The 24,122-nt window shown below is 67.1% G+C and carries 24 protein-coding genes and 3 tRNA genes; 1 reads left to right on the top strand and 26 read right to left on the bottom strand.

Annotated elements, in window-relative coordinates:
* Positions 1-12: 12 nt before the first annotated feature.
* The 10 genes from rplW to CHC05_RS41295 form a co-directional block, all read right to left on the bottom strand.
* Complete coding sequence (gene rplW, locus CHC05_RS04125) at positions 13-315, bottom strand: 50S ribosomal protein L23 (protein WP_089244865.1); 303 nt, start codon at positions 313-315, stop codon at positions 13-15.
* Positions 315-962 carry a 50S ribosomal protein L4 gene (gene rplD, locus CHC05_RS04120; protein ID WP_089244863.1) on the bottom strand — a complete coding sequence of 216 codons (648 nt, stop codon included), beginning with the start codon at positions 960-962 and terminating at the stop codon, positions 315-317. Before rplD ends, rplW begins: the two co-directional genes overlap by 1 nt.
* Positions 959-1,618, bottom strand: coding sequence for a 50S ribosomal protein L3 (rplC, locus tag CHC05_RS04115; protein ID WP_089244861.1), 660 nt, complete (start codon positions 1,616-1,618; stop codon positions 959-961). The genes rplD and rplC overlap by 4 nt, the downstream gene beginning before the upstream one ends.
* Before the next feature lie 12 nt (positions 1,619-1,630).
* Positions 1,631-1,939 (bottom strand): 30S ribosomal protein S10, encoded by a 309-nt coding sequence (gene rpsJ / locus CHC05_RS04110; protein ID WP_007073037.1) that lies wholly within the window; start codon positions 1,937-1,939, stop codon positions 1,631-1,633.
* A 260-nt stretch (positions 1,940-2,199) separates the two neighbouring features.
* Positions 2,200-3,393 carry an elongation factor Tu gene (tuf, locus tag CHC05_RS04105; protein WP_089244859.1) on the bottom strand — a complete coding sequence of 398 codons (1,194 nt, stop codon included), beginning with the start codon at positions 3,391-3,393 and terminating at the stop codon, positions 2,200-2,202.
* Between the two features lie 113 nt (positions 3,394-3,506).
* On the bottom strand, positions 3,507-5,603 hold the full coding sequence (fusA, locus tag CHC05_RS04100) for an elongation factor G (RefSeq protein WP_089244857.1): 2,097 nt from the start codon (positions 5,601-5,603) through the stop codon (positions 3,507-3,509).
* Positions 5,604-5,639: 36 nt separating this feature from the next.
* Positions 5,640-6,113 (bottom strand): 30S ribosomal protein S7, encoded by a 474-nt coding sequence (rpsG, locus tag CHC05_RS04095; protein WP_089244855.1) that lies wholly within the window; start codon positions 6,111-6,113, stop codon positions 5,640-5,642.
* A gap of 1 nt (position 6,114) precedes the next feature.
* The gene (gene rpsL / locus CHC05_RS04090; protein ID WP_014440718.1) at positions 6,115-6,489 is read right to left on the bottom strand and encodes a 30S ribosomal protein S12; all 375 of its coding nucleotides are present in this window, start codon (positions 6,487-6,489) and stop codon (positions 6,115-6,117) included.
* 393 nt (positions 6,490-6,882) lie between these two features.
* Complete coding sequence (locus CHC05_RS04085) at positions 6,883-7,308, bottom strand: hypothetical protein (protein WP_245870653.1); 426 nt, start codon at positions 7,306-7,308, stop codon at positions 6,883-6,885.
* A 124-nt stretch (positions 7,309-7,432) separates the two neighbouring features.
* The gene (locus tag CHC05_RS41295) at positions 7,433-7,777 is read right to left on the bottom strand and encodes a hypothetical protein (protein WP_179266047.1); all 345 of its coding nucleotides are present in this window, start codon (positions 7,775-7,777) and stop codon (positions 7,433-7,435) included.
* 44 nt (positions 7,778-7,821) lie between these two features.
* On the opposite strand from CHC05_RS41295, the gene CHC05_RS04075 reads away from it, so the two are divergent.
* On the top strand, positions 7,822-8,367 hold the full coding sequence (locus CHC05_RS04075; protein WP_179266046.1) for an aminoglycoside 3'-phosphotransferase: 546 nt from the start codon (positions 7,822-7,824) through the stop codon (positions 8,365-8,367).
* 350 nt (positions 8,368-8,717) lie between these two features.
* Here the strand turns inward: CHC05_RS04075 and CHC05_RS04070 are convergent, their stop codons facing one another.
* The 16 genes from CHC05_RS04070 to CHC05_RS03995 form a co-directional block, all read right to left on the bottom strand.
* On the bottom strand, positions 8,718-12,608 hold the full coding sequence (locus CHC05_RS04070; RefSeq protein WP_089244849.1) for a DNA-directed RNA polymerase subunit beta': 3,891 nt from the start codon (positions 12,606-12,608) through the stop codon (positions 8,718-8,720).
* A 78-nt stretch (positions 12,609-12,686) separates the two neighbouring features.
* A complete protein-coding gene (gene rpoB / locus CHC05_RS04065; RefSeq protein WP_089244847.1) occupies positions 12,687-16,118 on the bottom strand; it encodes a DNA-directed RNA polymerase subunit beta in 3,432 nt (1,143 codons plus the stop codon).
* 445 nt (positions 16,119-16,563) lie between these two features.
* On the bottom strand, positions 16,564-16,950 hold the full coding sequence (rplL, locus tag CHC05_RS04060; RefSeq protein ID WP_089244845.1) for a 50S ribosomal protein L7/L12: 387 nt from the start codon (positions 16,948-16,950) through the stop codon (positions 16,564-16,566).
* A 42-nt stretch (positions 16,951-16,992) separates the two neighbouring features.
* On the bottom strand, positions 16,993-17,547 hold the full coding sequence (rplJ, locus tag CHC05_RS04055) for a 50S ribosomal protein L10 (protein ID WP_089244843.1): 555 nt from the start codon (positions 17,545-17,547) through the stop codon (positions 16,993-16,995).
* A 233-nt stretch (positions 17,548-17,780) separates the two neighbouring features.
* Positions 17,781-17,993: a hypothetical protein gene (locus tag CHC05_RS42290; RefSeq protein WP_245870652.1), complete on the bottom strand. Its 213-nt coding sequence runs from the start codon at positions 17,991-17,993 to the stop codon at positions 17,781-17,783.
* A gap of 447 nt (positions 17,994-18,440) precedes the next feature.
* Complete coding sequence (locus tag CHC05_RS04045; RefSeq protein ID WP_089244841.1) at positions 18,441-19,178, bottom strand: ATP-binding cassette domain-containing protein; 738 nt, start codon at positions 19,176-19,178, stop codon at positions 18,441-18,443.
* 626 nt (positions 19,179-19,804) lie between these two features.
* A complete protein-coding gene (gene rplA / locus CHC05_RS04040) occupies positions 19,805-20,521 on the bottom strand; it encodes a 50S ribosomal protein L1 (RefSeq protein WP_089244839.1) in 717 nt (238 codons plus the stop codon).
* Between the two features lie 61 nt (positions 20,522-20,582).
* Positions 20,583-21,014 (bottom strand): 50S ribosomal protein L11, encoded by a 432-nt coding sequence (gene rplK / locus CHC05_RS04035; RefSeq protein WP_089244837.1) that lies wholly within the window; start codon positions 21,012-21,014, stop codon positions 20,583-20,585.
* 123 nt (positions 21,015-21,137) lie between these two features.
* Positions 21,138-21,875, bottom strand: coding sequence for a transcription termination/antitermination protein NusG (gene nusG, locus CHC05_RS04030; protein WP_089246059.1), 738 nt, complete (start codon positions 21,873-21,875; stop codon positions 21,138-21,140).
* 66 nt (positions 21,876-21,941) lie between these two features.
* Positions 21,942-22,322 (bottom strand): preprotein translocase subunit SecE, encoded by a 381-nt coding sequence (secE, locus tag CHC05_RS04025; protein ID WP_089244835.1) that lies wholly within the window; start codon positions 22,320-22,322, stop codon positions 21,942-21,944.
* Between the two features lie 129 nt (positions 22,323-22,451).
* A tRNA-Trp gene (locus CHC05_RS04020) sits at positions 22,452-22,524 on the bottom strand.
* Positions 22,525-22,605: 81 nt separating this feature from the next.
* Complete coding sequence (locus tag CHC05_RS04015) at positions 22,606-23,007, bottom strand: MaoC family dehydratase (protein ID WP_089244832.1); 402 nt, start codon at positions 23,005-23,007, stop codon at positions 22,606-22,608.
* A gap of 3 nt (positions 23,008-23,010) precedes the next feature.
* Positions 23,011-23,457 carry a MaoC family dehydratase N-terminal domain-containing protein gene (locus CHC05_RS04010; RefSeq protein WP_089244830.1) on the bottom strand — a complete coding sequence of 149 codons (447 nt, stop codon included), beginning with the start codon at positions 23,455-23,457 and terminating at the stop codon, positions 23,011-23,013.
* Positions 23,458-23,596: 139 nt separating this feature from the next.
* Positions 23,597-23,764 (bottom strand): 50S ribosomal protein L33, encoded by a 168-nt coding sequence (gene rpmG, locus CHC05_RS04005; RefSeq protein ID WP_030436491.1) that lies wholly within the window; start codon positions 23,762-23,764, stop codon positions 23,597-23,599.
* A gap of 106 nt (positions 23,765-23,870) precedes the next feature.
* A tRNA-Met gene (locus CHC05_RS04000) sits at positions 23,871-23,943 on the bottom strand.
* A 13-nt stretch (positions 23,944-23,956) separates the two neighbouring features.
* A tRNA-Thr gene (locus tag CHC05_RS03995) sits at positions 23,957-24,029 on the bottom strand.
* Positions 24,030-24,122 lie beyond the last annotated feature (93 nt).

Genomic DNA, 24,122 nt, shown 5'->3' with positions numbered 1-24,122 from the left:
TGTCTATACCCCTCAGCTGACCGGGCCGCCGAAGGCCTCGATGCGGTCGCCCTCAGCCAGCTTCACCATCGCGCGCTTGGTGTCCTTGCGCTTGCCCCAGCCGGTGCGGGTGCGCTTGCGCTTGCCCTCACGGTTGAGCGTGTTGACGGTCAGGACGCGGACGTTGAAGATCTGCTGGATAGCGATCTTGATCTGCGTCTTGTTCGCATCCGGGTGCACGAGGAACGTGTACCAGTTGCGGTTCAGCTCGCTGTAGCTCTTCTCCGACACGATCGGCGCGACGATGATGTCGCGCGGATCCGCGATGGTCGCCATCAGTTCTCCTCCTGCGCGGCCTCGGCCGGCACACCCAGGAACTCGTCCAGGGCGTCCTTGGTGAAGACCACGTCGTCGGCCACCAGCACGTCGTACGTGTTGAGCTGGCCGGCCTCGATCAGGTGCACCCGCGGCTCGTTGCGCAGCGACACCCAGTTGTTCTCGTCGGACTCGGAGAGCACGACGAGCACCCGCTTGGCCATGGAAACCTTGGCCAGCGTGGCCAGAGCGGCCTTGGTGGACTTGGTCTCGCCGGTCACGAAGCTCTCGACCACGTGCACGTGCCCGCCGCGGGCCCGGTCGGAGAGGGCGCCACGCAGGGCGGCGGCCTTCATCTTCTTGGGGGTCCGCTGGCTGTAGTCACGCGGGACCGGGCCGTGGACCACGCCACCGCCGGTGAACTGCGGTGCGCGCAGCGAGCCCTGCCGGGCGCGGCCGGTGCCCTTCTGCTTGTAGGGCTTCTTGCCGCCACCACGGACTTCGCCGCGGGTCTTGGCCTTGTGCGTGCCCTGGCGCGCGGCGGCCAGCTGGGCCACCACCACCTGGTGCATCAGCGGGATGTTGGCCTGTGCGTCGAAGATGTCGCTGGGCAGCTCCACCGAGCCGCTCTTGCCACCGTCGACGGTGATCACGTCGACCGCGGTCATCGCGCACCACCCTTCGTCAACGCCTTGGCCGCGGAGCGGACCAGGATCAGCGCGCCCTTGGGGCCGGGGATGGCGCCCTTGACGAGCAGCAGGTTGTTTTCGGTGTCGACCGCCTGAACGGTCAGGTTCTGCACCGTGTAGCGGCGGCCACCCATGCGGCCGGCCATGCGGACGCCCTTGAAGACGCGACCCGGGGTCGCGCAGGCGCCGATTGAGCCGGGCGAGCGGTGCTTGCGCTCGACACCGTGGCTCGCGCGCAGGCCGTGGAAGCCGTGCCGCTTCATGACGCCGGCGAAGCCCTTGCCCTTGGTGCGGCCCGTCACGTCGATGGTCGCGCCGGGCGTGAACGCCTCGACGGTGACCTCCTGGCCGAGCTCGTAGTCGCTCGCGTCAGTCGTGCGCAGCTCGACGATGTGCCGCCGCGGTGCGACGCCGGCCTTCGCGTAGTGACCGGCCTTCGGCTTGTTGGCCTTGCGCGGGTCGATCGCGCCGTAGGCGAGCTGCACGGCCGAGTAGCCGTCCTTGTCACCGGAGCGGACCTGGGTCACGACACAGGGGCCGGCCTGGACCACGGTGACCGGGACGACACGGTTGTTGTCCCAGACCTGGGTCATGCCGAGCTTGGCGCCCAGGATGCCCTTCACTTGCCTGTCCATGAGTTCGCGTCCCTACAGCTTGATCTCGATGTCGACGCCGGCCGGCAGGTCGAGGCGCATAAGCGAGTCGACCGTCTTCGGCGTCGGGTCGATGATGTCGATCAGCCGCTTGTGCGTGCGCATCTCGAAGTGCTCGCGCGAGTCCTTGTACTTGTGCGGCGAGCGGATGACGCAGAAACGGTTGATCTCCGTGGGCAGCGGCACCGGGCCCGCGACCTGCGCCCCGGTGCGGGTCACCGTCTCGACGATCTTGCGCGCCGACGAGTCGACGACCTCGTGGTCGTAGGCCTTGAGCCGGATGCGGATCTTCTGTCCCGCCATGGTGGCTTCTGTTCCTTCTCTCGATGCCGCTCTTGTCGTGGGTTTGACCCCACTCCTCCGACCCCCGCGGTCGGGCGTGTCGCGCCCTGTGGCCAGGCTCCGCCGCAAAGCGGCGGTGTCTTTCGGGGCCGGCGCCTCTTCAGAAGAGGCGCTACGCGCGAAGGGTGACTGCAAGCCCAGGGGCAAGCAGCCACCCGTCGCGTACGCAACCTGACTAGTATGCCGTATGCGTTCCGGCAGACCTAATCGGGGTTACCTTTTTACTTGATGATCTTCGTGACGCGACCAGCGCCGACCGTGCGACCACCCTCACGGATCGCGAACTTGAGGTTCTCGTCCATGGCGATGGGCTGGATCAGCTTGACGGTCATCGAGGTGTTGTCGCCCGGCATGACCATCTCGGTGCCCTCAGGCAGCGTGACGACGCCGGTGACGTCCGTGGTCCGGAAGTAGAACTGCGGACGGTAGTTCTGGAAGAACGGGGTGTGCCGTCCACCCTCTTCCTTCGAGAGGATGTAGACGGTCGCCTCGAACTCCGTGTGCGGGGTCGAGGTGCCCGGCTTGACGACCACCATGCCGCGCTCGACGTCCTCGCGCTTGATGCCGCGCAGCAGCAGACCGACGTTCTCACCCGCACGGGCCTCGTCGAGCAGCTTGCGGAACATCTCGATGCCGGTGCAGACCGTCTTCATCGACTTCTCGCGGATGCCGACGATCTCCACCTCCTCGTTGGGCTTGAGAACGCCGCGCTCGGCGCGACCGGTCACCACGGTGCCACGACCGGTGATCGTGAAGACGTCCTCGATGGGCATGAGGAACGGCTTCTCGGTCTCACGCTCGGGCTGCGGGATCGCGGTGTCGACCGCGTTCATCAGCTCCATGAGCTTCTCGGTCCACTCGGGGTCACCCTCGAGGGCCTTGAGCGCGGAGACGCGCACGACCGGCAGGTCGTCGCCCGGGTACTCCTGAGCCGACAGCAGCTCACGGACCTCGAGCTCGACGAGCTCCAGGAGCTCCTCGTCGTCGACCATGTCGCTCTTGTTGAGCGCCACGACGATGTAGGGAACGCCGACCTGGCGAGCCAGCAGCACGTGCTCGCGGGTCTGCGGCATCGGGCCGTCGGTCGCCGCGACCACCAGGATCGCGCCGTCCATCTGCGCGGCACCGGTGATCATGTTCTTGATGTAGTCGGCGTGACCCGGGCAGTCGACGTGCGCGTAGTGCCGCGCCTCGGTCTGGTACTCGACGTGCGCGATCGAGATCGTGATACCGCGGGCCTTCTCCTCCGGCGCCTTGTCGATCTCGTCGAACGGCGTGTAGGGGTTCACGTCCGGGTACCGGTCGTGCAGGACCTTGGTGATGGCCGCGGTCAGCGTCGTCTTCCCGTGGTCGATGTGACCAATGGTGCCGATGTTGACGTGCGGCTTAGTCCGCTCGAACTTCGCCTTCGCCACTGGTGTCCTCCTCAAGGACTTCTTGTTCCGTACGCCCTCGGCACCCTATGGCACCGACGACACTGTCCACTTGGTGGGTGCTGGGACGGCGAAGCCCCAGCACCCTCACACAGCTATTCGCCAGTTGCCTTGGCGATGATCTCCTTCGCGACGTTCGCGGGAACCTCGGCGTAGGAGTCGAACTGCATGCTGTAGCTAGCCCGGCCCTGGGTCTTCGACCGCAGGTCACCGACGTAGCCGAACATCTCCGACAGCGGCACCAGGGCCCGGACGACGCGAGCGCCGGAGCGCTCCTCCATCGCCTGGATGATGCCGCGCCGGGAGTTCAGGTCGCCGATCACGTCGCCCATGTTCTCCTCGGGCGTCGTCACCTCGACCGCCATCATCGGCTCGAGCAGTGCCGGGTCGGCCTTGCGGGCCGCCTCCTTCAGCACCATCGAACCGGCGATCTTGAATGCCATTTCCGACGAGTCGACCTCGTGGTACTGACCGTCGAGCAGGGTCAGCTTGAGGCCCACCAGCGGGTAGCCGGCGAGGATGCCGTACTGCATGGCGTCCTGCGCGCCCGCGTCCACGGAAGGGATGAACTCCTTCGGGATGCGGCCACCGCTGACGGCGTTGGCGAACTCGTAGGTCGGTGCGTCGTTGTCGAGCGGCAACGGCTCGAGGCTGACGATGACCCGCGCGTACTGGCCAGAGCCACCCGTCTGCTTCTTGTGGGTGTACTCGACCTTCTCCACCTTGCGGCGGATCGTCTCGCGGTACGCCACCTGCGGCTTGCCGACGTTGGCCTCGACGTTGAACTCACGCCGCATCCGGTCGACCAGGATGTCGAGGTGAAGCTCGCCCATGCCGGAGATGACCGTCTGGCCGGTCTCCTCGTCGTTGCGGACCCGGAACGTCGGGTCCTCCTCGGCGAGGCGCTGGATCGCGGTGCCCAGCTTCTCCTGGTCGGACTTGGTCTTCGGCTCGATCGCCACCGAGATGACCGGCTCCGGGAACGTCATCGACTCCAGGATGACCGGGTTGGCCGGGTCGCAGAGGGTGTCGCCGGTGGTGGTCTGCTTGAGACCCTGCACGGCGATGATGTCACCCGCCTGCGCGGTCGCCCGCTCCTCACGCTTGTTGGCGTGCATCTGGTAGATCTTGCCGACGCGCTCCTTGCGGTCCTTGGTCGAGTTGATGACCGGAGAACCGGAGTCGAGCGTGCCCGAGTAGACCCGGACGTAGGTGAGCTTGCCGAGGTGCTTGTCCGTCTGGATCTTGAACGCGAGGCCCGCGAAGGGCTCCGAGTTCGACGGCTTGCGCAGCAGCGGGGTCTCACCGTCGGTGGCCGTGCCCTCGATCGCCGGGATGTCCAGCGGCGAAGGCAGGAAGTCGACGACCGCGTCGAGCATGGGCTGGACGCCCTTGTTCTTGAAGGCCGAACCGGTCAGCACCGGGTTGGCCTTGCCCGCGATCGTGGCGCGCCGGATGGCGGCCTTGATGTCCTCGACGGTGAGCTCCTCGCCCTCGAGGTACTTCTCGGTGATCACGTCGTCGACGTCGGCCAACGTCTCGATCAGCTTCTCGCGCCACTCGGCGGCCTGGTCGGCGAGGTCGGCCGGGATCTCCTCGACCGCGTAGTCCTCACCCTTCTGGGTCTCGCCGCGCCAGGTCAGCGCGCGCATCCCGATCAGGTCGACGACGCCGATGAAGTCGGCCTCGTTCCCGATCGGGATCTGCAGCACCAGCGGGGTCGCGTGCAGCCGGTCGATCATCATCTGCACGCAGCGGAAGAAGTCGGCACCGGTGCGGTCGAGCTTGTTGACGAAGCACATCCGCGGGACGTTGTACTTGTCGGCCTGCCGCCAGACGTTCTCGGTCTGGGGCTCCACGCCGGCGACACCGTCGTAGACGGCCACCGCGCCGTCGAGGACCCGCAACGACCGCTCGACCTCGACCGTGAAGTCGACGTGGCCGGGCGTGTCGATGATCTGGATCGTGTGATCCTTCCACTCGCACTTGGTGGCGGCGGAAGTGATCGTGATGCCTCGCTCCTGCTCCTGCTCCATCCAGTCCATGACGGCAGCGCCCTCGTGGACCTCACCGATCTTGTACGTGATGCCGGTGTAGAACAGGATCCGCTCGGTGGTCGTGGTCTTACCAGCGTCGATGTGCGCCATGATGCCAATGTTGCGAACCTTGGCGAGCGCGTCTGCGGCGGCCACTTCAATCCCTCTTCGTCGTCGTCGTTCGGGTGGCGGTTACCACCGGTAGTGAGCGAAGGCCTTGTTGGACTCCGCCATCTTGTGCGTGTCCTCGCGTCGCTTGACGGCGGCACCGAGGCCGTTGCTGGCGTCGAGCAGCTCGTTCATGAGGCGCTCGACCATGGTCTTCTCGCGGCGGGCCTTCGAGTACTGCACCAGCCAGCGCAGACCAAGGGTGGTCTGGCGGGGCGCGCGCACCTCGATCGGCACCTGGTAGGTGGCGCCACCGACCCGGCGGCTCTTCACCTCGATGGCCGGCTTCACGTTGTCCATCGCCCGCTTGAGGATGACGACGGGATCAGTGCCGCCGCTCTTCTCACGAGCACCCTCGAGGGCGCCGTAGACGATGCGCTCGGCGAGCTGACGCTTGCCACGCATGAGGATCTTGTTGACCAGCTGGGTCACCAGCGGAGAGTTGTACACAGGGTCCGCGACGAGCGGACGACGCGGAGCGGGTCCCTTACGCGGCATGTCAGCTCTTCTCCTTCTTGGCGCCGTAGCGGCTGCGGGCCTGCTTGCGGTTGCGGACACCCTGGGTGTCGAGCGAGCCACGCACGATCTTGTAACGCACGCCGGGAAGGTCCTTCACACGGCCGCCACGCACGAGCACGATCGAGTGCTCCTGCAGGTTGTGGCCGACACCGGGGATGTACGCGGTCACCTCGATCTGGCTGCTCAGCTTGACGCGGGCGACCTTGCGCAGCGCCGAGTTGGGCTTCTTCGGGGTGGTCGTGTAAACGCGCGTGCACACGCCGCGCCGCTGAGGGCTGCCCTTCAGCGCGGGGGTCTTGGTCTTGCTCGTCTTCGCCTGCCGGCCCTTGCGGACCAGCTGCTGAATGGTTGGCACCGGGTTTTCCGCTCCCTTCGGCCACTTCTTCGCGGCCGCGCCTGTCGCCTTAACCGCCCGGGTGGACGGTTCTCCAACACTCCAACCGGGCCAGGTGCTCCCGGTACCCGCGGTCGGGCGTGTCGGCCTCTCCACGGTCCCCGTGCGCGCTGACGCGAGCCCGGGTTTCTGCCATTGTTCGTGCTCACGCACTCGGCGGCGATGTCGCTGCCTGGCCTCGGTGCGCGCACGCACGGATTGCCCGGGCGAGCCCGGGCACGAAAGGAAAGAGTACCCATCGCGAGCGCGCAGGTCAAAACCCCTGTGACACCCGCGGTTGGCCTCTATCTCCCTCAATTGTAGCGGCTGCCCCGGAGGACTGCCGAGCCAGGGACTTGGCCGTAATGAACCGGTTTAGGCGGCTACCTGGAGCCCCACCGCGGCGAGGAACGCGAGCAGGGCGATGGCCAGGCCGACGATCCCGCAGACGAGGCCCGCCGACGCCAGCCCCTTGCCCTGGAACCGCATCGAGGAGGCCGGCGCCACCTGCCGGATCTGCCGCCGCGCCAGGATCCCCAGCGCCACACCGGCCACACCGGCGGACACGGCCAACACGGTGAACGCGCCGGCGGCCCAGGCACCCCAGCCCTCTTGCGCACCCACGAGCCCGAAGCAGAGCACGACGAACGACACGACGATCGAGGCGATGCCCGCGATCAGCCCGCCGACGGCCAGCCCCGAGGTCGCCGGCGGCACCTCCAGGTGCACGATCCCGAACGCGGTGCCCGGCACGGCCTCGACCCGCCGAGTCCGCTGCTGCGCGTCAACCGGCGGCGGCACCGAAACTGGCCGCGGCTGATTCACCGGATAGACGGGTCCCCCCTGCTGCGCCACGCCCACGAGCATGCCATGCCCCAGCACATCACCCGACGGGGTACAGATTTCCCCGAGGTTAACCGCCAGGTCAGTCGACCCCAGGCGCGAAGTCCTGCACCCCACCCGGCCCAGCCGACTTCAGAATGCCGACCACCGTCGCGACAACCACGGTCGCGATGCACAGCATGATCCCGATCCAGGCCAACCGCTCCCCGCGACGAACCCAAACACTGCCGGTCAAATACCCACCGGACGCGTACGCCTCCCGCCGAGCCTGCCGAGCAAGCAACAGTGCGACGGCCGCGGGCACCACCCCACCGACCAGCACCCCGGTCACCGCGGCCAACAACCCCAACCCGAACACGGCCCCGGCCTTGGAAGACCGAACCGGATCCGGATCAAGCGGATGCCGCAGCGCCTCAGTCGGTTGCACACCGCGACCCTACCCACCCATCCCAGCAGCGGCACGATGATCGCGTGACCCACTGGCACGGGACCAGAGCCCTGCCAGGCCGCCCAGCCTCGGACAGGTGGCCAACCACAAGCCGCCCCGCGATGTCAGCCGCGATCGGCGCCCTACTGCACGACCTCCACCAACTCCCAACAGCCACCTGCCCGTTCGACCGCCGATTGTCGACCGCAATCAGGGAAGCCGAGGCCGCGGCGCGCACGAAGGAGGTCGACCTGGACAGCCTCGACACCACCCGAGCAGGCTGGTCAATCGACCGCCTACTGGCGGAGCTCCACGCCACCCGCCCGCAGGACCCAGAAGACCTGGTCGTAGGCCACGGCGACCCCTGCCTCCCGAACATCCTCTGCACAGACGACGGCCGGCCAACGGGAGTGGTCGACGTATCCCGCCTAGGCGTAGCCGACCGCCACAACGACCTAGCCATAGCAACAAGAAACCTCACGGCGAACTGGTCAAAGACCGAAGCGACCACCCTCCTAACCGCCTACGGCCTCGAGAACCCAGACCCAGCCAAGCTCGCCTTCTACCGCCTACTGGACGAGTTCTTCTAACCGTTCACAAAGTCGATCACGGCCGTGAGCCCAGACGTGTACCCCGACGTCGTGTCCACGCGGAACTCCGGCACATCAAGCGCGATAGGCGGCCCACTGACAACAACCAAAGTCGGGAGACGCCCCACGAACCGCCCCCAATGGACTGTGACCCACGACCAGGAACCGAAGTAGACCAACGCCGAACTGAGTCAGGGCGGGGGAGGATATTGCGAATGCCGACTATAGAGGTCGCGCTCTCTGCGGCCTGTCGGCACTCGCAATATTCTCCCCCGCCCTAGACCGCAACCAAAAACGGCGAAGGCGCCCTTCCCCACGAAGGGGAAGAGCGCCTCCGACAAAGACGCCGACTAGCGATAAGACCCGAAGTCGAAGTCGTCGAGCGGAACAGCCTGACCAGCGGCCGGACCAAAGCCGTAGTCCGTCTCGGGGTACCCCGTCATCGAGTACACCTTGGCCTTCGCCTCCTCGGTCGGCTCGACCCGAACGTTGCGGTACTTGCTGATGCCCGTACCGGCCGGGATGAGCTTTCCGATGATCACGTTCTCCTTGAGGCCGATCAGCGAGTCGCTGCGGGCGTGGATCGCCGCGTCCGTCAGCACTCGGGTGGTCTCCTGGAAGGAGGCCGCCGACAGCCAAGAGTCCGTGGCCAGCGAGGCCTTGGTGATACCCATCAGCACCGGACGACCCGCGGCCGGCTCGCCACCCTCGGACACGAGCCGGCGGTTCTCCGACTCGAACAACGCCCGGTCAACGAGCACACCCGGCAGGAACTCGGTCGAGCCGGAATCGATCACGGTCACCCGCTTGAGCATCTGGCGGATGATGATCTCGATGTGCTTGTCGTGGATGAGCACACCCTGCGAGCGGTAGACCTCCTGGACCTCGTTGGTCAGGTGGACCTGGACCGCGCGCGGACCGAGGATGCGCAGGAGCTCGTGCGGGTCGATGGTGCCCTCAGTGAGCTTCTCGCCCACCTCGACGTGCGCACCATCGCCGGCCCGGAGCTTGACGCGGCGGGACACCTTGTCGTGGACGATCTCGTCGCTGCCGTCGTCCGGCACGATGATGATCTTCCGCGAGCGCTCGCCGTCCTCGATGCGGATGCGACCGGGAGACTCCGCGATCGGCGCCTTGCCCTTGGGGACACGGGCCTCGAAGATCTCCTGGACACGGGGCAGACCCTGGGTGATGTCCTCACCCGCGACGCCACCGGTGTGGAAGGTACGCATCGTCAGCTGCGTACCCGGCTCACCGATCGACTGGGCGGCGATGATGCCGACCGCCTCGCCGACGTCGACGGTCTTGCCGGTCGGCAGCGAACGGCCGTAGCAGGCCGCGCAGACGCCCAGCTTGGACTCGCAGGTCAGCACGCTGCGCACCCGCACGGTGTCGACACCGGCGGCCACGAGCTTGTCAACCATGATCGAGTTGAGGTCGGCGCCCCGCTCGACCACGAGCGAGCCGTCGGCACCCTTGATGTCGTCGGCCAGCGTCCGCGCGTGCACACCGGTCTCGGCGTGCTCGTGGACGATCAGCTTGCCGTCGGCGGTGGTGGTGCCGACCTGCATGGTGATCGCCCGGTCGGTGCCGCAGTCCTCCTCGCGGATGATCACGTCCTGCGAGACGTCGACCAGACGACGGGTCAGGTAACCCGAGTCGGCGGTACGCAGAGCGGTGTCAGCCAGACCCTTACGGGCACCGTGCGTGGAGATGAAGTACTCCAGCACGGACAGACCCTCCCGGTACGAGGCCTTGATCGGCCGCGGGATGATCTCGCCCTTCGGGTTGGCCACCAGACCACGGATCGCGGCGATCTGGCGGAGCTGGAGGAGGTTACCGCGGGCACCCGAGTTGATCATCTTCCACAACGGGTTTTCCTGCGGCAGTGCGGTCTCCATCTCCTTGGCGACCTCGTTGGTCGCCTTGGTCCAGATCTCGATGAGCTCGCCGCGACGCTCCTCGGCGGTCATCAAACCACGCTGGTACTGCTTGTCGATCTGCTCGGCCTCGCGCTCGTAACGCTCCAGGATCTCCCACTTGCGCGGGGGCTGGATGACGTCCTCCATGCCGATCGTCACGCCGGACCAGGTGGCCCAGTGGAAACCGGCCTCCTTGAGCCCGTCGAGGGTCGCGGCCAGCGCCACCTTCGGGAACCGCTCGGCGAGGTCGTTGACGATCGCCGAGAGCTGGCCCCGCCGGATCTCGTAGTTCACGAAGCGGTAGCCCGGGGGCAGCGTCTCGTTGAACAGGATCCGGCCCAGGGTGGTGTCGACGGTCAGCTGCTCGCCGGCCGCCCACTCCTCCGGGGCCTCCCACTTGGGCTGGCCCGCGCCGTTGTCGACCTCGATGACGTTCTGCAGCCGGACCTTGATCGGTGCCTGCAGGTGCAGCTCGCCGTTGTCGAAGGCCATCCGCGCCTCGGCGTCCGAGCTGAACGACCGGCCCGCGCCCTTCTCCTCCGGAGAGAAGTGGGTGAGGTGGTAGAGGCCGATCACCATGTCCTGGGTAGGCATGGTGACGGGCTTGCCGTCGGCCGGCTTGAGGATGTTGTTCGACGACAGCATCAGGATCCGCGCCTCGGCCTGGGCCTCGGCGGACAGCGGCACGTGGACCGCCATCTGGTCACCGTCGAAGTCGGCGTTGAAGGCGGTGCAGACCAGCGGGTGGATCTGGATCGCCTTGCCCTCGACCAGCTGCGGCTCGAACGCCTGGATGCCCAGTCGGTGCAGCGTCGGTGCGCGGTTGAGCAGCACCGGGTGCTCGCCGATGACCTCTTCCAGCACGTCCCACACCACCGGGCGCTGGCGCTCGACCATGCGCTTGGCGGACTTGATGTTCTGGGCGTGGTTGAGGTCGACGAGCCGCTTCATCACGAACGGCTTGAACAGCTCGAGCGCCATCTGCTTGGGCAGGCCGCACTGGTGGAGCTTGAGCTGCGGGCCGACGACGATGACCGAACGGCCGGAGTAGTCGACGCGCTTGCCGAGCAGGTTCTGCCGGAACCGGCCCTGCTTGCCCTTGAGCATGTCGGACAGCGACTTGAGCGGGCGGTTGCCCGGGCCGGTGACCGGCCGGCCGCGGCGGCCGTTGTCGAACAGCGCGTCGACGGCCTCCTGCAGCATCCGCTTCTCGTTGTTGACGATGATCTCGGGAGCACCCAGGTCGATCAGGCGCTTGAGGCGGTTGTTCCGGTTGATCACCCGGCGGTACAGGTCGTTCAGGTCGCTGGTCGCGAACCGGCCACCGTCGAGCTGGACCATCGGCCGCAGGTCCGGCGGGATCACCGGGACGCAGTCGAGGACCATGCCGAGCGGCGAGTTGCGGGTGTTGAGGAACGCCGCGACGACCTTGAGCCGCTTGAGCGCACGGATCTTCCGCTGGCCCTTGCCGCTGCGGATGATCTCGCGCAGCAGCTCGGCCTCGGCGTCGAGGTCCATGTTCTGCAGCAGGGCCTTGATCGCCTCAGCGCCCATGCCGCCGGTGAAGTACTCACCGAACCGGTCGCGCAGCTCGCGGTAGAGCAGCTCGTCGGTGACCAGCTGCTTGGAGTCGAGCTTGCGGAAGGTGTCGAGCACCTCGTCGAGGCGGTCGATCTCGCGCTGCGCCCGGTCGCGGATCTGGCGCATCTCGCGCTCTCCGCCCTCCTTGACCTTGCGGCGCACGTCGGCCTTGGCACCCTCGGCCTCGAGCTCGGCCAGGTCGGCCTCGAGCTTGGCGGCGCGACCCTCGACCGCGGAGTCCCGGCTGTTCTCGGACTGCCGCTTCTCGGCGAGGATCTCGTTCTCGATGGTGCTCAGGTCGCGGTGGCGGGCCTCGGTGTCCACGCTGGTGACAACGTAGGACGCGAAGTAGATGATCTTCTCGAGGTCCTTGGGCGCGAGGTCGAGCAGGTAGCCGAGGCGGCTCGGCACGCCCTTGAAGTACCAGATGTGCGTCACGGACGCGGCCAGCTCGATGTGGCCCATCCGCTCACGCCGGACCTTGGAGCGGGTCACCTCGACGCCGCAGCGCTCACAGATGATGCCCTTGAACCGGACGCGCTTGTACTTACCGCAGTAGCACTCCCAGTCGCGCTGAGGACCGAAGATCTTCTCGCAGAAGAGCCCGTCCTTTTCCGGCTTCAGGGTGCGGTAGTTGATCGTCTCGGGCTTCTTGACCTCGCCGTGCGACCACTGACGAATGTCGTCAGCCGTGGCAAGGCCAATGCGCAGCTCGTCGAAGAAGTTGACGTCGAGCAATTTATGTCCCTCGAGTCTGTCGTTGCTCTTACCTACCGGGCGGGGAGCCGGGGCCTCTCACGAGGCCCCGGCCCCAACTCACACTTCCTCGACGCTGCTCGGCTCACGCCGCGACAGGTCGATGCCGAGTTCCTCCGCAGCGCGGAACACCTCGTCGTCGGTCTCGCGCATCTCGAGGGCCACGCCGTCGCTGGAAAGCACCTCGACGTTGAGGCACAGCGACTGCAGCTCCTTGAGCAGCACCTTGAACGACTCCGGGATGCCCGGCTCTGGGATGTTCTCGCCCTTGACGATCGCCTCGTAGACCTTCACGCGGCCCAGGACGTCGTCTGACTTGATCGTGAGCAGCTCCTGCAACGCGTACGCCGCGCCGTAGGCCTGCATCGCCCAGCACTCCATCTCGCCGAACCGCTGGCCACCGAACTGCGCCTTACCACCCAGCGGCTGCTGCGTGATCATCGAGTAGGGGCCGGTCGACCGAGCGTGGATCTTGTCGTCGACCAGGTGGTTCAGCTTCAGGATGTAGATGTATCCGACCGCGATCGGGTCGGGCAGCGGCTCGCCGGAACGGCCGTCGAACAGCTGCGCCTTGCCCGAGCCACCGACCAGCTGCACACCGTCCCGGTTGGGCAGCGTGCTGCTGAGCAGCCCGGTGATCTCTTCTTCCTTGGCACCGTCGAAGACCGGCGTGGCCACGTTGGTGTCCGGCACGGACTCGCCGGCACCGATGGACTTCAGCGCGGTCTTCCACTTGGCGTCGTCGCCATCGATCTTCCAGCCGGTCTTGGCGACCCAACCGAGGTGGGTCTCCAGCACCTGGCCGATGTTCATCCGGCTCGGCACACCGAGCGGGTTGAGCACGATGTCGACCGGCGTCCCGTCCTCGAGGAACGGCATGTCCTCGACGGGCAGGATCTTCGAGATGACGCCCTTGTTGCCGTGGCGGCCGGCGAGCTTGTCGCCGTCCTGGATCTTGCGCTTCTGGGCAACGTAGACGCGGACCAACTCGTTGACGCCCGGGGGCAGCTCGTCGCCGTCCTCGCGCGAGAAGGTGCGAACGCCGATGACCGTGCCGGTCTCGCCGTGCGGAACCTTCAGCGAGGTGTCCCGGACCTCACGCGCCTTCTCACCGAAGATCGCGCGGAGCAGCCGCTCCTCCGGGGTCAGCTCGGTCTCGCCCTTGGGCGTGACCTTGCCGACCAGGATGTCACCGGTGACCACCTCGGCGCCGATCCGGATGATCCCGCGCTCGTCGAGGTCGGCGAGCATTTCCTCGCTGACGTTCGGGATGTCGCGGGTGATCTCCTCCGGGCCCAGCTTGGTGTCGCGGGCGTCCACCTCGTGCTCCTCGATGTGGATCGAGGTGAGGGTGTCCTGCTGCACCAGCTTCTGGGACAGGATGATCGCGTCTTCGTAGTTGTGACCCTCCCAGGGCATGAACGCCACGAGCAGGTTGCGCCCGAGCGCCATCTCGCCCTCGTCGGTGCACGGACCGTCGGCGATGACCTGACCGGCCTCGACGCGGTCGCCCTCGAAGACCACCGGCTTCTGGTTGACGCAGGAGCCGGAGTTCGACCGACGGAACTTGTGCAGCAGGTACGTGCGGCGGTGGCCGTCGTCCTGGTGCACGGTCACGTAGTCGGCGCACAGGTCCTCGACCACGCCACCGACCTCGGCCACGACCACGTCGCCGGCGTCGACCGCGGCACGGTATTCCATGCCGGTGCCGACGAACGGGGACTCGGCCTTGACCAGCGGCACGGCCTGACGCTGCATGTTGGCGCCCATCAGGGCCCGGTTCGCGTCGTCGTGCTCGAGGAAGGGGATCATCGCGGTCGCGACCGACACCATCTGGCGCGGCGAGACGTCCATGTAGTCGACGGCGGTGCCGGTCACGAAGTCGACCTCACCACCCTTTCGACGGACCAGGACGCGGTCCTCGGCGAAGGTGCCGTCGGCCTTGAGCACGGCGTTGGCCTGTGCCTTGACGTAACGGTCCTCTTCGTCTGCCGTCAGGTAGTCGATCTGGTCGGTGACCACACCGTTGTCGACCTTGCGGTACGGCGTCTCGATGAAGCCGAACGGGTTGACCCGCCCGAACGTCGAGAGCGCACCGATCAGGCCGATGTTCGGGCCTTCCGGCGTCTCGATCGGGCACATCCGGCCGTAGTGGGACGGGTGCACGTCGCGAACCTCGAAGCCCGCCCGCTCACGGGACAGACCACCCGGGCCGAGCGCGCTCAGCCGGCGCCGGTGGGTGAGACCCGCCAGCGGGTTGGTCTGGTCCATGAACTGCGAGAGCTGCGACGTACCGAAGAACTCCTTGATCGCAGCCACCACGGGGCGGATGTTGATCAGGGTCTGCGGCGTGATCGCCTCGACGTCCTGGGTGGTCATCCGCTCGCGGACGACGCGCTCCATGCGGGAGAGGCCGACCCGAACCTGGTTCTGGATCAGCTCGCCCACGGTGCGCAGGCGCCGGTTGCCGAAGTGGTCGATGTCGTCGGCCTCGTAGCCCTCCTCACCGGCGTGCAGCCGGCAGAGGTATTCCACGGTGGCGACGATGTCGTCCTCGGTCAGCGTGCCCTTGTTGATCGGGACGTCGAGCTCGAGCTTCTTGTTGAACTTGTATCGACCGACCTTGGCTACGTCGTACCGCTTCGGGTTGAAGAAGAGGTTGTCGAGCAAGGTCTGGGCGTTCTCGCGCGTCGGCGGCTCGCCCGGGCGGAGCTTGCGGTAGATGTCGAGCAGCGCCTCGTCGGCACCGGCGATGTGGTCCTTCTCGAGCGTCGTCATCATGAGCTCGGACCAGCCGAACCGCTCACGGATCTGCTCGTTGCTCCAACCGACAGCCTTCAGCAGGACCGTGACGGCCTGCCGACGCTTGCGGTCGATGCGGACGCCGACGGTGTCGCGCTTGTCGATGTCGAACTCCAGCCAGGCACCCCGGCTCGGGATGACCTTGACGCTGGAGAGGTCGCGGTCGGAAGTCTTGTCCGGCTGCTTGTCGAAATAGACGCCCGGGGACCGGACGAGCTGGCTGACCACGACGCGCTCGGTGCCGTTGATGATGAAGGTGCCCTTGGGCGTCATCATCGGGAAGTCACCCATGAACACGGTCTGGCTCTTGATCTCACCAGTCGTGTTGTTGGTGAACTCCGCGGTCACGAAGAGCGGCGCGCAGTAGGTCAGGTCCTTCTCCTTGCACTCTTCGATCGAGGCCTTGACCTCGTCGAAGCGGGGCGCGGAGAAGGAAAGGGACATGGTGCCAGAGAAGTCTTCAATCGGACTGATCTCTTCGAGAATCTCTGCGAGACCCGAGCGAGCGTGCGGATCATCAGCCGACCGGCCCTGCCACGCCTCGTTGCCAACCAGCCAGTCGAATGACTCGGTCTGGATGGCGAGGAGGTTGGGGACCTCGAGGTGTTCCGTGATCCGGCCGAAGGAAATTCGGCGGGGAGCGAAAGCGCTCGACGTACGACTGGTCTTCGCAGGGCGGGAAGCTGCCAAGATGCGTCCTTCCGAGGACCGGTGTTGCTAAACGGCCGTTGTTCGTGCAGTCCGACGGGCCCTACCCGCAAACGCCCAGATGGACATTACGGACAGGGTCAAAGACGGAAGACACGGCAAACTAGCAGTGTAGCCGAACGGCTAACCGCTGTCCAGCCCGCAGCGCAGGAGACCGCGGAGCGTGTCTTGGGGGCACCCGTGGGCGCCTCGCCGGCCGCTCAGAACGCGTCTTCTGCACCTCAATCAGGTCTGGTGTCCCATACCCAACCGGTGGCTGTCGCAAGCGCGGAAGGTCTTGCTTGATGCCAGCGTGCCTGTCAGCACACTCCGCGTCAAGGGTTATGACGCGGGTCGGACCAGGTCTTTGAACTTGATCCGATTCGAGCGTACGCCGACGGGCGGCGATCCGGTCATGGATCGCCGCCCGTCAGCGTTGGTTCCGTACTTACTTCAGGGTGACCTTGGCGCCTTCGGCCTCGAGCTTGGCCTTGGCCTTCTCCGCGGTCTCCTTGTTGGCCTTCTCGAGGACGGCCTTCGGCGCGGCCTCGACCAGGTCCTTGGCCTCCTTGAGGCCCAGGCCGGTCAGCTCGCGCACGACCTTGATGACCTGGATCTTCTTGCCGCCGTCGGCGTCGAGGATGACGTCGAACTCGTCCTGCTCCACGGCCTCCTCGGCGGGGGCGCCACCGGCCGGGCCGGCAGCCGCGACCGCGACGGGCGCGGCGGCCTTGACGTCGAAGGTCTCCTCGAACTGCTTCACGAACTCGGAGAGCTCGATCAGCGTCATCTCCTTGAACGCGCTGAGCAGCTCGTCGGTGCTGAGCTTCGCCATGTTTCCTTACCTCTTTTGGTAGATCGTGGGTCGGTGATGCGCTCAGGCCGCGTCGGCGGCCGGGGCGCCTTCCTGCTCGCGCTTGTCCTGCAGAGCGGCGACCGTACGGACGGTCTTCGACAGCGGCGCCTGGAACAGGGCCGCGGCCTTGGCCAGGTTGGCCTTCATGCCGCCGGCCAGCTTGGCCAGCAGCACCTCGCGGGACTCGAGGTCGGCGAGGCGGTTGACCTCAGCGGCCGTGATGGCCTTGCCCTCGAAAACGCCGCCCTTGATGACGAGAAGCGGGTTGGCCTTCGCGAACTCACGAAGGCTCTTCGCCGCTTCCACGACGTCGCCGGAGACGAAGGTGAGCGCGGTAGGACCGGTGAACAGCTGCTCGATGCCGTCGATGCCCGCCTCAGAGGCTGCCCGCTTGGCCAGCGTGTTCTTGGCGACCGAGTAGGTGACTTCCTTGCCCAGCGAGCGCCGCAGCTGGGTCAGCTGCGACACCGTCAGGCCCCGGTACTCGGTCAGCACGGTGGCGCCCGAGCTACGGAACTGCTCGGTTAGCTCGGCGACGGCGGTGGCCTTGTCGGCCCGAACCGGCTTGTCCGCCATGTCCCTCCTTCCAAATGCTCGAAGCTGGCGTGCTCGGCTCCGGCATGGAAAACGCCCCGGCGCAGGGCGCACGGGGCGGGAGGGCGGCTTGCGGCCGCGGGCTCTCGAACCGTTCAACCTGCGCGGGCCGCCCCGGATGCGGAGCCTTCGACCGCGCCTCACGGCGCGATGACCAGCGGTCTCTGGTGGAACTTCGTCACGAAGAGTACGCGACGCGCGGGGCCTGCGCCAAATCAGCTACGGGTACGCCTGAGCCGCGCGTAGACCAGCCCGACCACGGCGGCCCACAGCGCTGCCTGCCCGGTCAACGCCACGACGCTGGCGCTGTCGGGCCGCCCGGCCAGATGCCGGGCAACAGCCATCAACGGCGGAGCCAACCAAGGCGCCACAGAGCCGTCGAGCCCCAGCACCATCGCCAGCACCGACCCGGTTACCAGAACAGCCACCCCGTACAGGGTCGACCGGGTGATCGGCCGACTGGCCAAAGCCCCGAGCCCCACCGCACCGGCGAGGGAGGCGGCATGCGCCCACAGCCCGGGCCCGATCCCGCCAGGCCCAGTGATCCCACCCACCACCCACGGCAACACCATCGCCAACACAACCGTGGCAAGGCCGACGAGGCCGGCCCGCGGCGAGCCCCGCGACGATCTCCCGACGCAGCCCGACGGCACTGACCGCCAGCCGACGCTGGACGTCGGGCTCGGTATCCAGGACAAGCTTGGCCTGCCAAGCGATCACCGGAAACAGCGCGACAGCGGAGAACCCGTACGCCTCAGCAGCATCGGACTTCCCGCCGCCGTAGATGATGCCGACGACAACCAGCGTGCCGAGCAGCCCGGGCAGCGCACGCCCGCTACGGAGAAAGGCGGTCAGCCGCATGCGCACCAGCGCGGTCATGCCCTGACCCCCGCCGTCGTCCGGACGCCGACCACGTCGTGCCCGTCGGCCCGCAACGCGGCCACGGTCGCCTCGGCGTCGCCGGCGGGCACCGCGATCTCGATGATCGCCGTCTCACCGGCGCCGCCGGCCTCCCCCACGGTCACGGTCCCGTCAGCGACGGTCCAGGTCACGGCGCCAGGCAGCCGACCGGTCTCACCCCGATGATCACTGACAAGCACAGAGCCACCGGCCGCGACCACCTCGGCCACGATCTCGGGCACGAGCTCCCGGGCGGCGGCATCGAGCCCTTCCCAGGGCTCGTCGAGCACGAGCAGCCCCGGACCGGGAATCAACGCCTGCGCAAGCCCAACCTTCTGCGCGGTCCCTTTGGAAAGCTCACCCAACCTTGTGCCCCGATAGGGCGCCAACCCGAGCCGATCAATCCAGGCCTCGATGGCGTTGCGCTCGACGGTCCCGTGCACCCGCGCCATCGCGGTCAGATAGCCCACGACCGTGAAGGGTTGGTCGGCGGGAAACCGCTCAGGCACCCAGCCGACCGGACTCGGCCGCTCCCGGACCACGCCACCACTAGGACGCAATACCCCGGCGGCGAGCTGCAGCAGGGTCGACTTCCCGGCGCCGTTGCGCCCGAGCACGACCACCGTGCCGCCTTCCGGAAGCTCGACGTCGACCTCCCGCAGAACCCACGGTCCACGCCGGCCATAGCGGTAGGAAACGCCGTCCAGTCGCACGCGGGTGACTCTCCCATGCCGACCTGAGAAACGGAACCGCCCCTGTTGACTGGTCGCGTCTCCGGGGCTTTGCCCCGGACCCCGCCGCGATCTGCGGGGACCCAGGGGAAGGGGTGGGTCCCGTTGTCGGACTTCGCAAGAGCATCAGGATCTTCGGGTGGTGACAAGGTCGTTCGTCCGGTAGGGCGCTCCACCTTGTCACCACCCGAAGATCCTGACAAAAGAACTACGCCCGACAACGGGACCCACCCCAAGCTGCGGCTTCGTATGGGGCCACGACCTTAAGACGCCGCGCGCGTCCGCGAGTGGCGTCCACCATGGACCGCAACTCGCCCACGACCCGGTCCCGCGAGAAGAGACCCCAACGCTCCGCGACCAAAGGGACTGTGTCCCACGCACCGCAAGCGAAGTCGCTCGCGACGAACTGGGTCAGGGCGGGGGAGGATGTTGTGGGTGCCGACAATAGAGGTCGCGCTCTTTGCGGCCTGTCGGCACCCACAACATCCTCCCCCGACCAAGACCGCAACCCAACGCGAAGAACGAGCCCGTCGAGGCGAACAGCGCCCAAGAGCCACGCAAAATCGCCCGCCACCCCAGAAGGGCGACGGGCGATTAAGGCGAAGAACTCAGGCGTCAGTGCTCTCGCGCAGGTTCTTGACCACGTTCGGGTCGACCGGAACGCCCGGGCCCATGGTGGTCGTGAAGACGACCTTGCGGAGGTACTTGCCCTTGGAGGCCGACGGCTTCGCGCGGAGGACCTCGTCGAGGACCGCGGCGTAGTTGTCGACCAGCTGGTCCTCGGTGAACGAGGCCTTGCCGATGATCAGGTGCAGGTTCGAGTGCTTGTCGACGCGGAAGGTGATCTTCCCGCCCTTGATCTCGTTGACTGCCTTGGTCACGTCCATGGTGACCGTGCCCGTCTTCGGGTTCGGCATGAGGCCGCGCGGGCCCAGGATCCGCGCGATCCGGCCGATCTTGGCCATCTGGTCCGGCGTGGCGATCGCCGCGTCGAACTCGAGCCAGCCCTCTTGGATGCGGGCGACCAGCTCGTCGGTGCCGACGGCGTCGGCGCCGGCCGCGGTGGCTTCCTCGGCCTTGGCGCCGGCCGCGAACACGATGACGCGCGCGGTCTTGCCGGTGCCGTGCGGCAGGTTGACCGTGCCGCGGACCATCTGGTCGGCCTTACGCGGGTCGACCCCGAGACGCATGGCGACCTCGACGGTGGGGTCGAACTTGACGACGCTGGCGCCCTTGGCGAGCTTGACGGCCTCGGCCGGGGTGTAGAGCTTGTCCCGGTCGATCTGCTCGGCCGCCTTGCGGTAACTCTTGCTGCGCTGTGTCATTGCTGTCTATCTCCTGTGGTAGTTGGCGGACCGCGTCAACGGCGGTCCTCCCACGAACTGATTAGTCGCGGACCGTGATGCCCATCGACCGGGCGGTGCCGGCGATGATCTTCTCGGCCTGCTCGACGTCGTTGGCGTTGAGGTCGGACATCTTGCGCTCGGCGATCTCGCGCAGCTGGGCGCGGCTCACGGTGCCGACCTTGGCGGTGTGCGGTGTGCCGGAACCCTTGGGCACACCGGCGGCCTTGATCAGGAGGCGCGCGGCCGGCGGGGTCTTCAGCACGAAGGTGAAGGTCCGGTCTTCGTAGACGCTGATCTCGGCCGGGACGATGTCACCCCGCTGAGCCTCGGTCTCCTTGTTGTACTGCTTGCAGAACTCCATGATGTTGACACCGTGCTGGCCGAGCGCGGGGCCAACCGGCGGCGCGGGGGTCGCCTGACCCGCCGGCAGCTGCAGCGTGAAGGTCTTGACGAGCTTCTTCTTCGGAGGCATGTCACTTCCTGGGCTTGGGTGGACTCAGTTGGCCGGAGTGCCGGACCGGACCCGAACGGCGGTGCAGAGCGCACGGTCGAGCGCGGCCCCGGCGGGCCGACGTACAAGCGTAACTCAGCGGTTTTAGATCTTCGCGACCTGGTTGAAGTTGAGCTCGACCGGCGTCTCTCGACCGAAGATCGAAACGAGCACCTTGAGCTTCTGCTGGTCGGCGTTGATCTCGCTGATCGTCGCGGGCAGCGACGCGAACGCGCCGTCGGTGACCGTGACCGAGTCGCCGACCTCGAAGTCGAGCACCTTGACCTCGACCTTGGTCTTCTTGGTCTGCTCGGTCTCGACCGCCGGGGCCAGCCACTTGAGCACCTCGTCGAGCGACAGCGGCGCGGGCCGGTCGGCCCGGTCGGTGGCGCCGACGAAGCCGGTGACCCCAGGCGTGTTGCGCACGCAGGAGTACGACTCCGGGGTCAGCTCCAGCCGGACCAGGATGTAGCCCGGGAAGACCTTGTTCTGCACCTGGAGGCGCTTGCCGTTCTTGACCTCGACCTCTTCGCGGGTCGGCACCTCGACCTGGAAGATGTACTCCTCCATGTCGAGGCTCGTGATCCGGGTCTCGAGGTTGGTCTTGACCTTGTTCTCGTAGCCGGCGTAGGAGTGCACGACGTACCAGTCGCCGGGCGCGTAGCGCAGCTTCTGCCGAAGCTCGGCAACCGGGTCGTAGTCGTCGTCAGGCTCGGCCAGCGCGGTCTCGCCGGCCTCCGCCTCGGTGTCGCCGGTCGCGGCCTCGCTCGAACCGTCGGTGTCCGCCGTGGCCACTGACGACTGCTCGTCGATGGTCTCGCCGGTCTCGTCGTACTCAGGCACGCTCATTCACTTCCGTCTGTGTGTTGGCCGGCGCGGCCGGCCGTTCGGGGCCGCGGCGCCGCGCCATCAGTTGCCGAAGACCGCCAGGACGCCCTTGGCGAACCCGAAGTCGAGGACGGCCACGATCGCGAGCATCACCGCGACGAACACCACCACCACGGCCGTGTACGTCAGCAGTTCCTTGCGGGTCGGCCAGATGACCTTACGCAGCTCTGCGACGACCTCGCGGAAGAACCGGGCGATCCGCCCGAAGAATCCCACGCGACCGGTTTCGGTGCGCTTGCTGGTGCTTTCACCGGCCTTGGCGACGCGGGAACGCGTAGCGGTGCCGCCGCGCGATACCGGTTCGTCTTCGTCGGTGGCGTCGTCGTCGACAGCGTCGTCGAACGCCTCGTCCTCAAGGCGGTCGTCGGCGAACTCGTCGTCGCGCCGATTTTTCTCGGCCACTTCGCCCTCCGTCGCGGTCGTGGTGCTTCGGTAACGCCGACCTTAGCGGCTCAGTGAGACTGGCCGATCACCGACAGGGGCCCTGCTCGGCGATGCCAATCCCACGTCAAGCCGGTCAGGCCATAGGCGCAGGGGTGACAGGACTTGAACCTGCAGCCTGCGGTTTTGGAGACCGCTGCTCTGCCAATTGAGCTACACCCCTTTGCGAGGTGCAACCCTACGAGCGCAAGCAGCGTCGCAGGAGTCACGGACCCCACGGCGGACCAGTGTACGGGTACGGGACCTACTTTCCCAACCGGGAGGTTCGCACTGTCGCCCGCGCCTGGGAGAGCACCTTCTCGCCCCCGCAGACGGCCGTGATGGCCAGCACGGTGTGACCCTCGTCGGTGGTGCTCTTCACCTGCGCGGAGACCTCGATCTCGGTGCCGCTCTCGTCGTCGGGGACCGGCACCGGACGGCTGAACCGGACAGAGAAGTCGAGAACGGCGTCGGGTGCGCCGGCCCACTCGGTGACGGCGCGGCCGACCAGAGCCATGGTGAGCATGCCGTGGGCGATCACCCCGGGCAGGCCCACCTTGGTGGCGAACCGCTCGTTCCAGTGGATCGGGTTGAAGTCGCCCGAGGCGCCGGCGTAGCGGACCAGGTCGGCCCGGGTCACCGGGTATTTCTTGGTGGGTAGCTCCATGGGTCAGCCCTCCCCGCGGACGACGAGCTTGGACCACGCGATCGCGACGGACGCGCCGGTGGAGTCGGTGATGTCGGTGCGCGTGGTGATGAAGTCGTGGCCACCGCGCGAGATGATCTCTTCGATCGTCTGGCGGCCGACGAGCTCGTCACCCGCGACGATCGGCCGCGTGTATTGGAAGCGCTGGTCGCCGTGGACCACGCGGGAGTAGTCGATCGCGAGGTCCGGATCGTCGACGACCGCGTTGTTGGACGCGAACGAGACGACGGTCGGGAAGGTCGGCGGCGCGATCACGTCGGCGTAGCCGAGCGCCCGGGCGGCGTCCGGGTCGTGGTAGGCGGCGTCGGTGGCGCCGATCGCCTTCGCGAACTCACGGATCTTCTCGCGACCGACCAGGTAGGCGGGGGTCGGCGGGTAGCTGCGGCCGACAAACGACGGGTCCAGGGGCATCTGCCTAGCGTAGAGCGAGGTGTGCCCGGTGTGACGGAGGCGGGCGTTGCCTATCTGTTGCCACCGGGCGGTCAACCCGGGCAGCACGACGGCCGGCCCCGCCGATGGCGGTGCCGGCCGTGGAAGCTTTGGCTGCGGGTTAGCGCGTCTCGCGGTGGACCGTGTGACGGCCGTCGCGCGGGCAGAACTTCTTCAGCTCGATGCGGTCCGGGTCGTTGCGCCGGTTCTTCCGCGTGATGTAGTTCCGCTCCTTGCACTCCGTGCACGCCAAAGTGATCTTGGGACGGACGTCGGTCGCCTTGGCCACGGCGGGGTGCCTTCCTCGAAACGGTTGTTGAACCTACCGGCCGACCAGATTACCTGGTGGCACGGTCATCCAGCAAAACGGGCGCCAGCGGCGCCCGAATCAACAGTAGCGGTGGCCGGATTTGAACCGGCGACACAGCGATTATGAGCCGCTTGCTCTGCCAACTGAGCTACACCGCCGCGGGTGGAACAGAGCCCCCTTACGGAATCGAACCGTAGACCTTCTCCTTACCATGGAGACGCTCTGCCGACTGAGCTAAGGGGGCACGCGCGATCTAGCTCGCTGACGCGCAGGGGTAAGAGTACACGGCTGTTGTCAGGCCAGGAAATCGGGATACCAGTGCCGTCCGGGCGACTTT

Source organism: Asanoa hainanensis, from assembly GCF_900188485.1.
Taxonomy (GTDB): domain Bacteria; phylum Actinomycetota; class Actinomycetes; order Mycobacteriales; family Micromonosporaceae; genus Asanoa; species Asanoa hainanensis.
Note: the sequence above shows the minus strand (reverse complement) of the source record. Positions and strands in the feature narration are given on the sequence as shown.

Excerpts from the sequence above, each read along its gene's own strand:
- rplW (WP_089244865.1), bottom strand. The coding sequence starts at position 315 with ATGGCGACCATCGCGGATCCGCGCGACATCATCGTCGCGCCGATCGTG.
- rplD (WP_089244863.1), bottom strand. The coding sequence starts at position 962 with ATGACCGCGGTCGACGTGATCACCGTCGACGGTGGCAAGAGCGGCTCG.
- rplC (WP_089244861.1), bottom strand. The coding sequence starts at position 1,618 with ATGGACAGGCAAGTGAAGGGCATCCTGGGCGCCAAGCTCGGCATGACC.
- rpsJ (WP_007073037.1), bottom strand. The coding sequence starts at position 1,939 with ATGGCGGGACAGAAGATCCGCATCCGGCTCAAGGCCTACGACCACGAG.
- rpsG (WP_089244855.1), bottom strand. The coding sequence starts at position 6,113 with ATGCCGCGTAAGGGACCCGCTCCGCGTCGTCCGCTCGTCGCGGACCCT.
- rplL (WP_089244845.1), bottom strand. The coding sequence starts at position 16,950 with ATGGCGAAGCTCAGCACCGACGAGCTGCTCAGCGCGTTCAAGGAGATG.
- rplJ (WP_089244843.1), bottom strand. The coding sequence starts at position 17,547 with ATGGCGGACAAGCCGGTTCGGGCCGACAAGGCCACCGCCGTCGCCGAG.
- rplA (WP_089244839.1), bottom strand. The coding sequence starts at position 20,521 with ATGACACAGCGCAGCAAGAGTTACCGCAAGGCGGCCGAGCAGATCGAC.
- rplK (WP_089244837.1), bottom strand. The coding sequence starts at position 21,014 with ATGCCTCCGAAGAAGAAGCTCGTCAAGACCTTCACGCTGCAGCTGCCG.
- CHC05_RS04015 (WP_089244832.1), bottom strand. The coding sequence starts at position 23,007 with ATGGAGCTACCCACCAAGAAATACCCGGTGACCCGGGCCGACCTGGTC.
- CHC05_RS04010 (WP_089244830.1), bottom strand. The coding sequence starts at position 23,457 with ATGCCCCTGGACCCGTCGTTTGTCGGCCGCAGCTACCCGCCGACCCCC.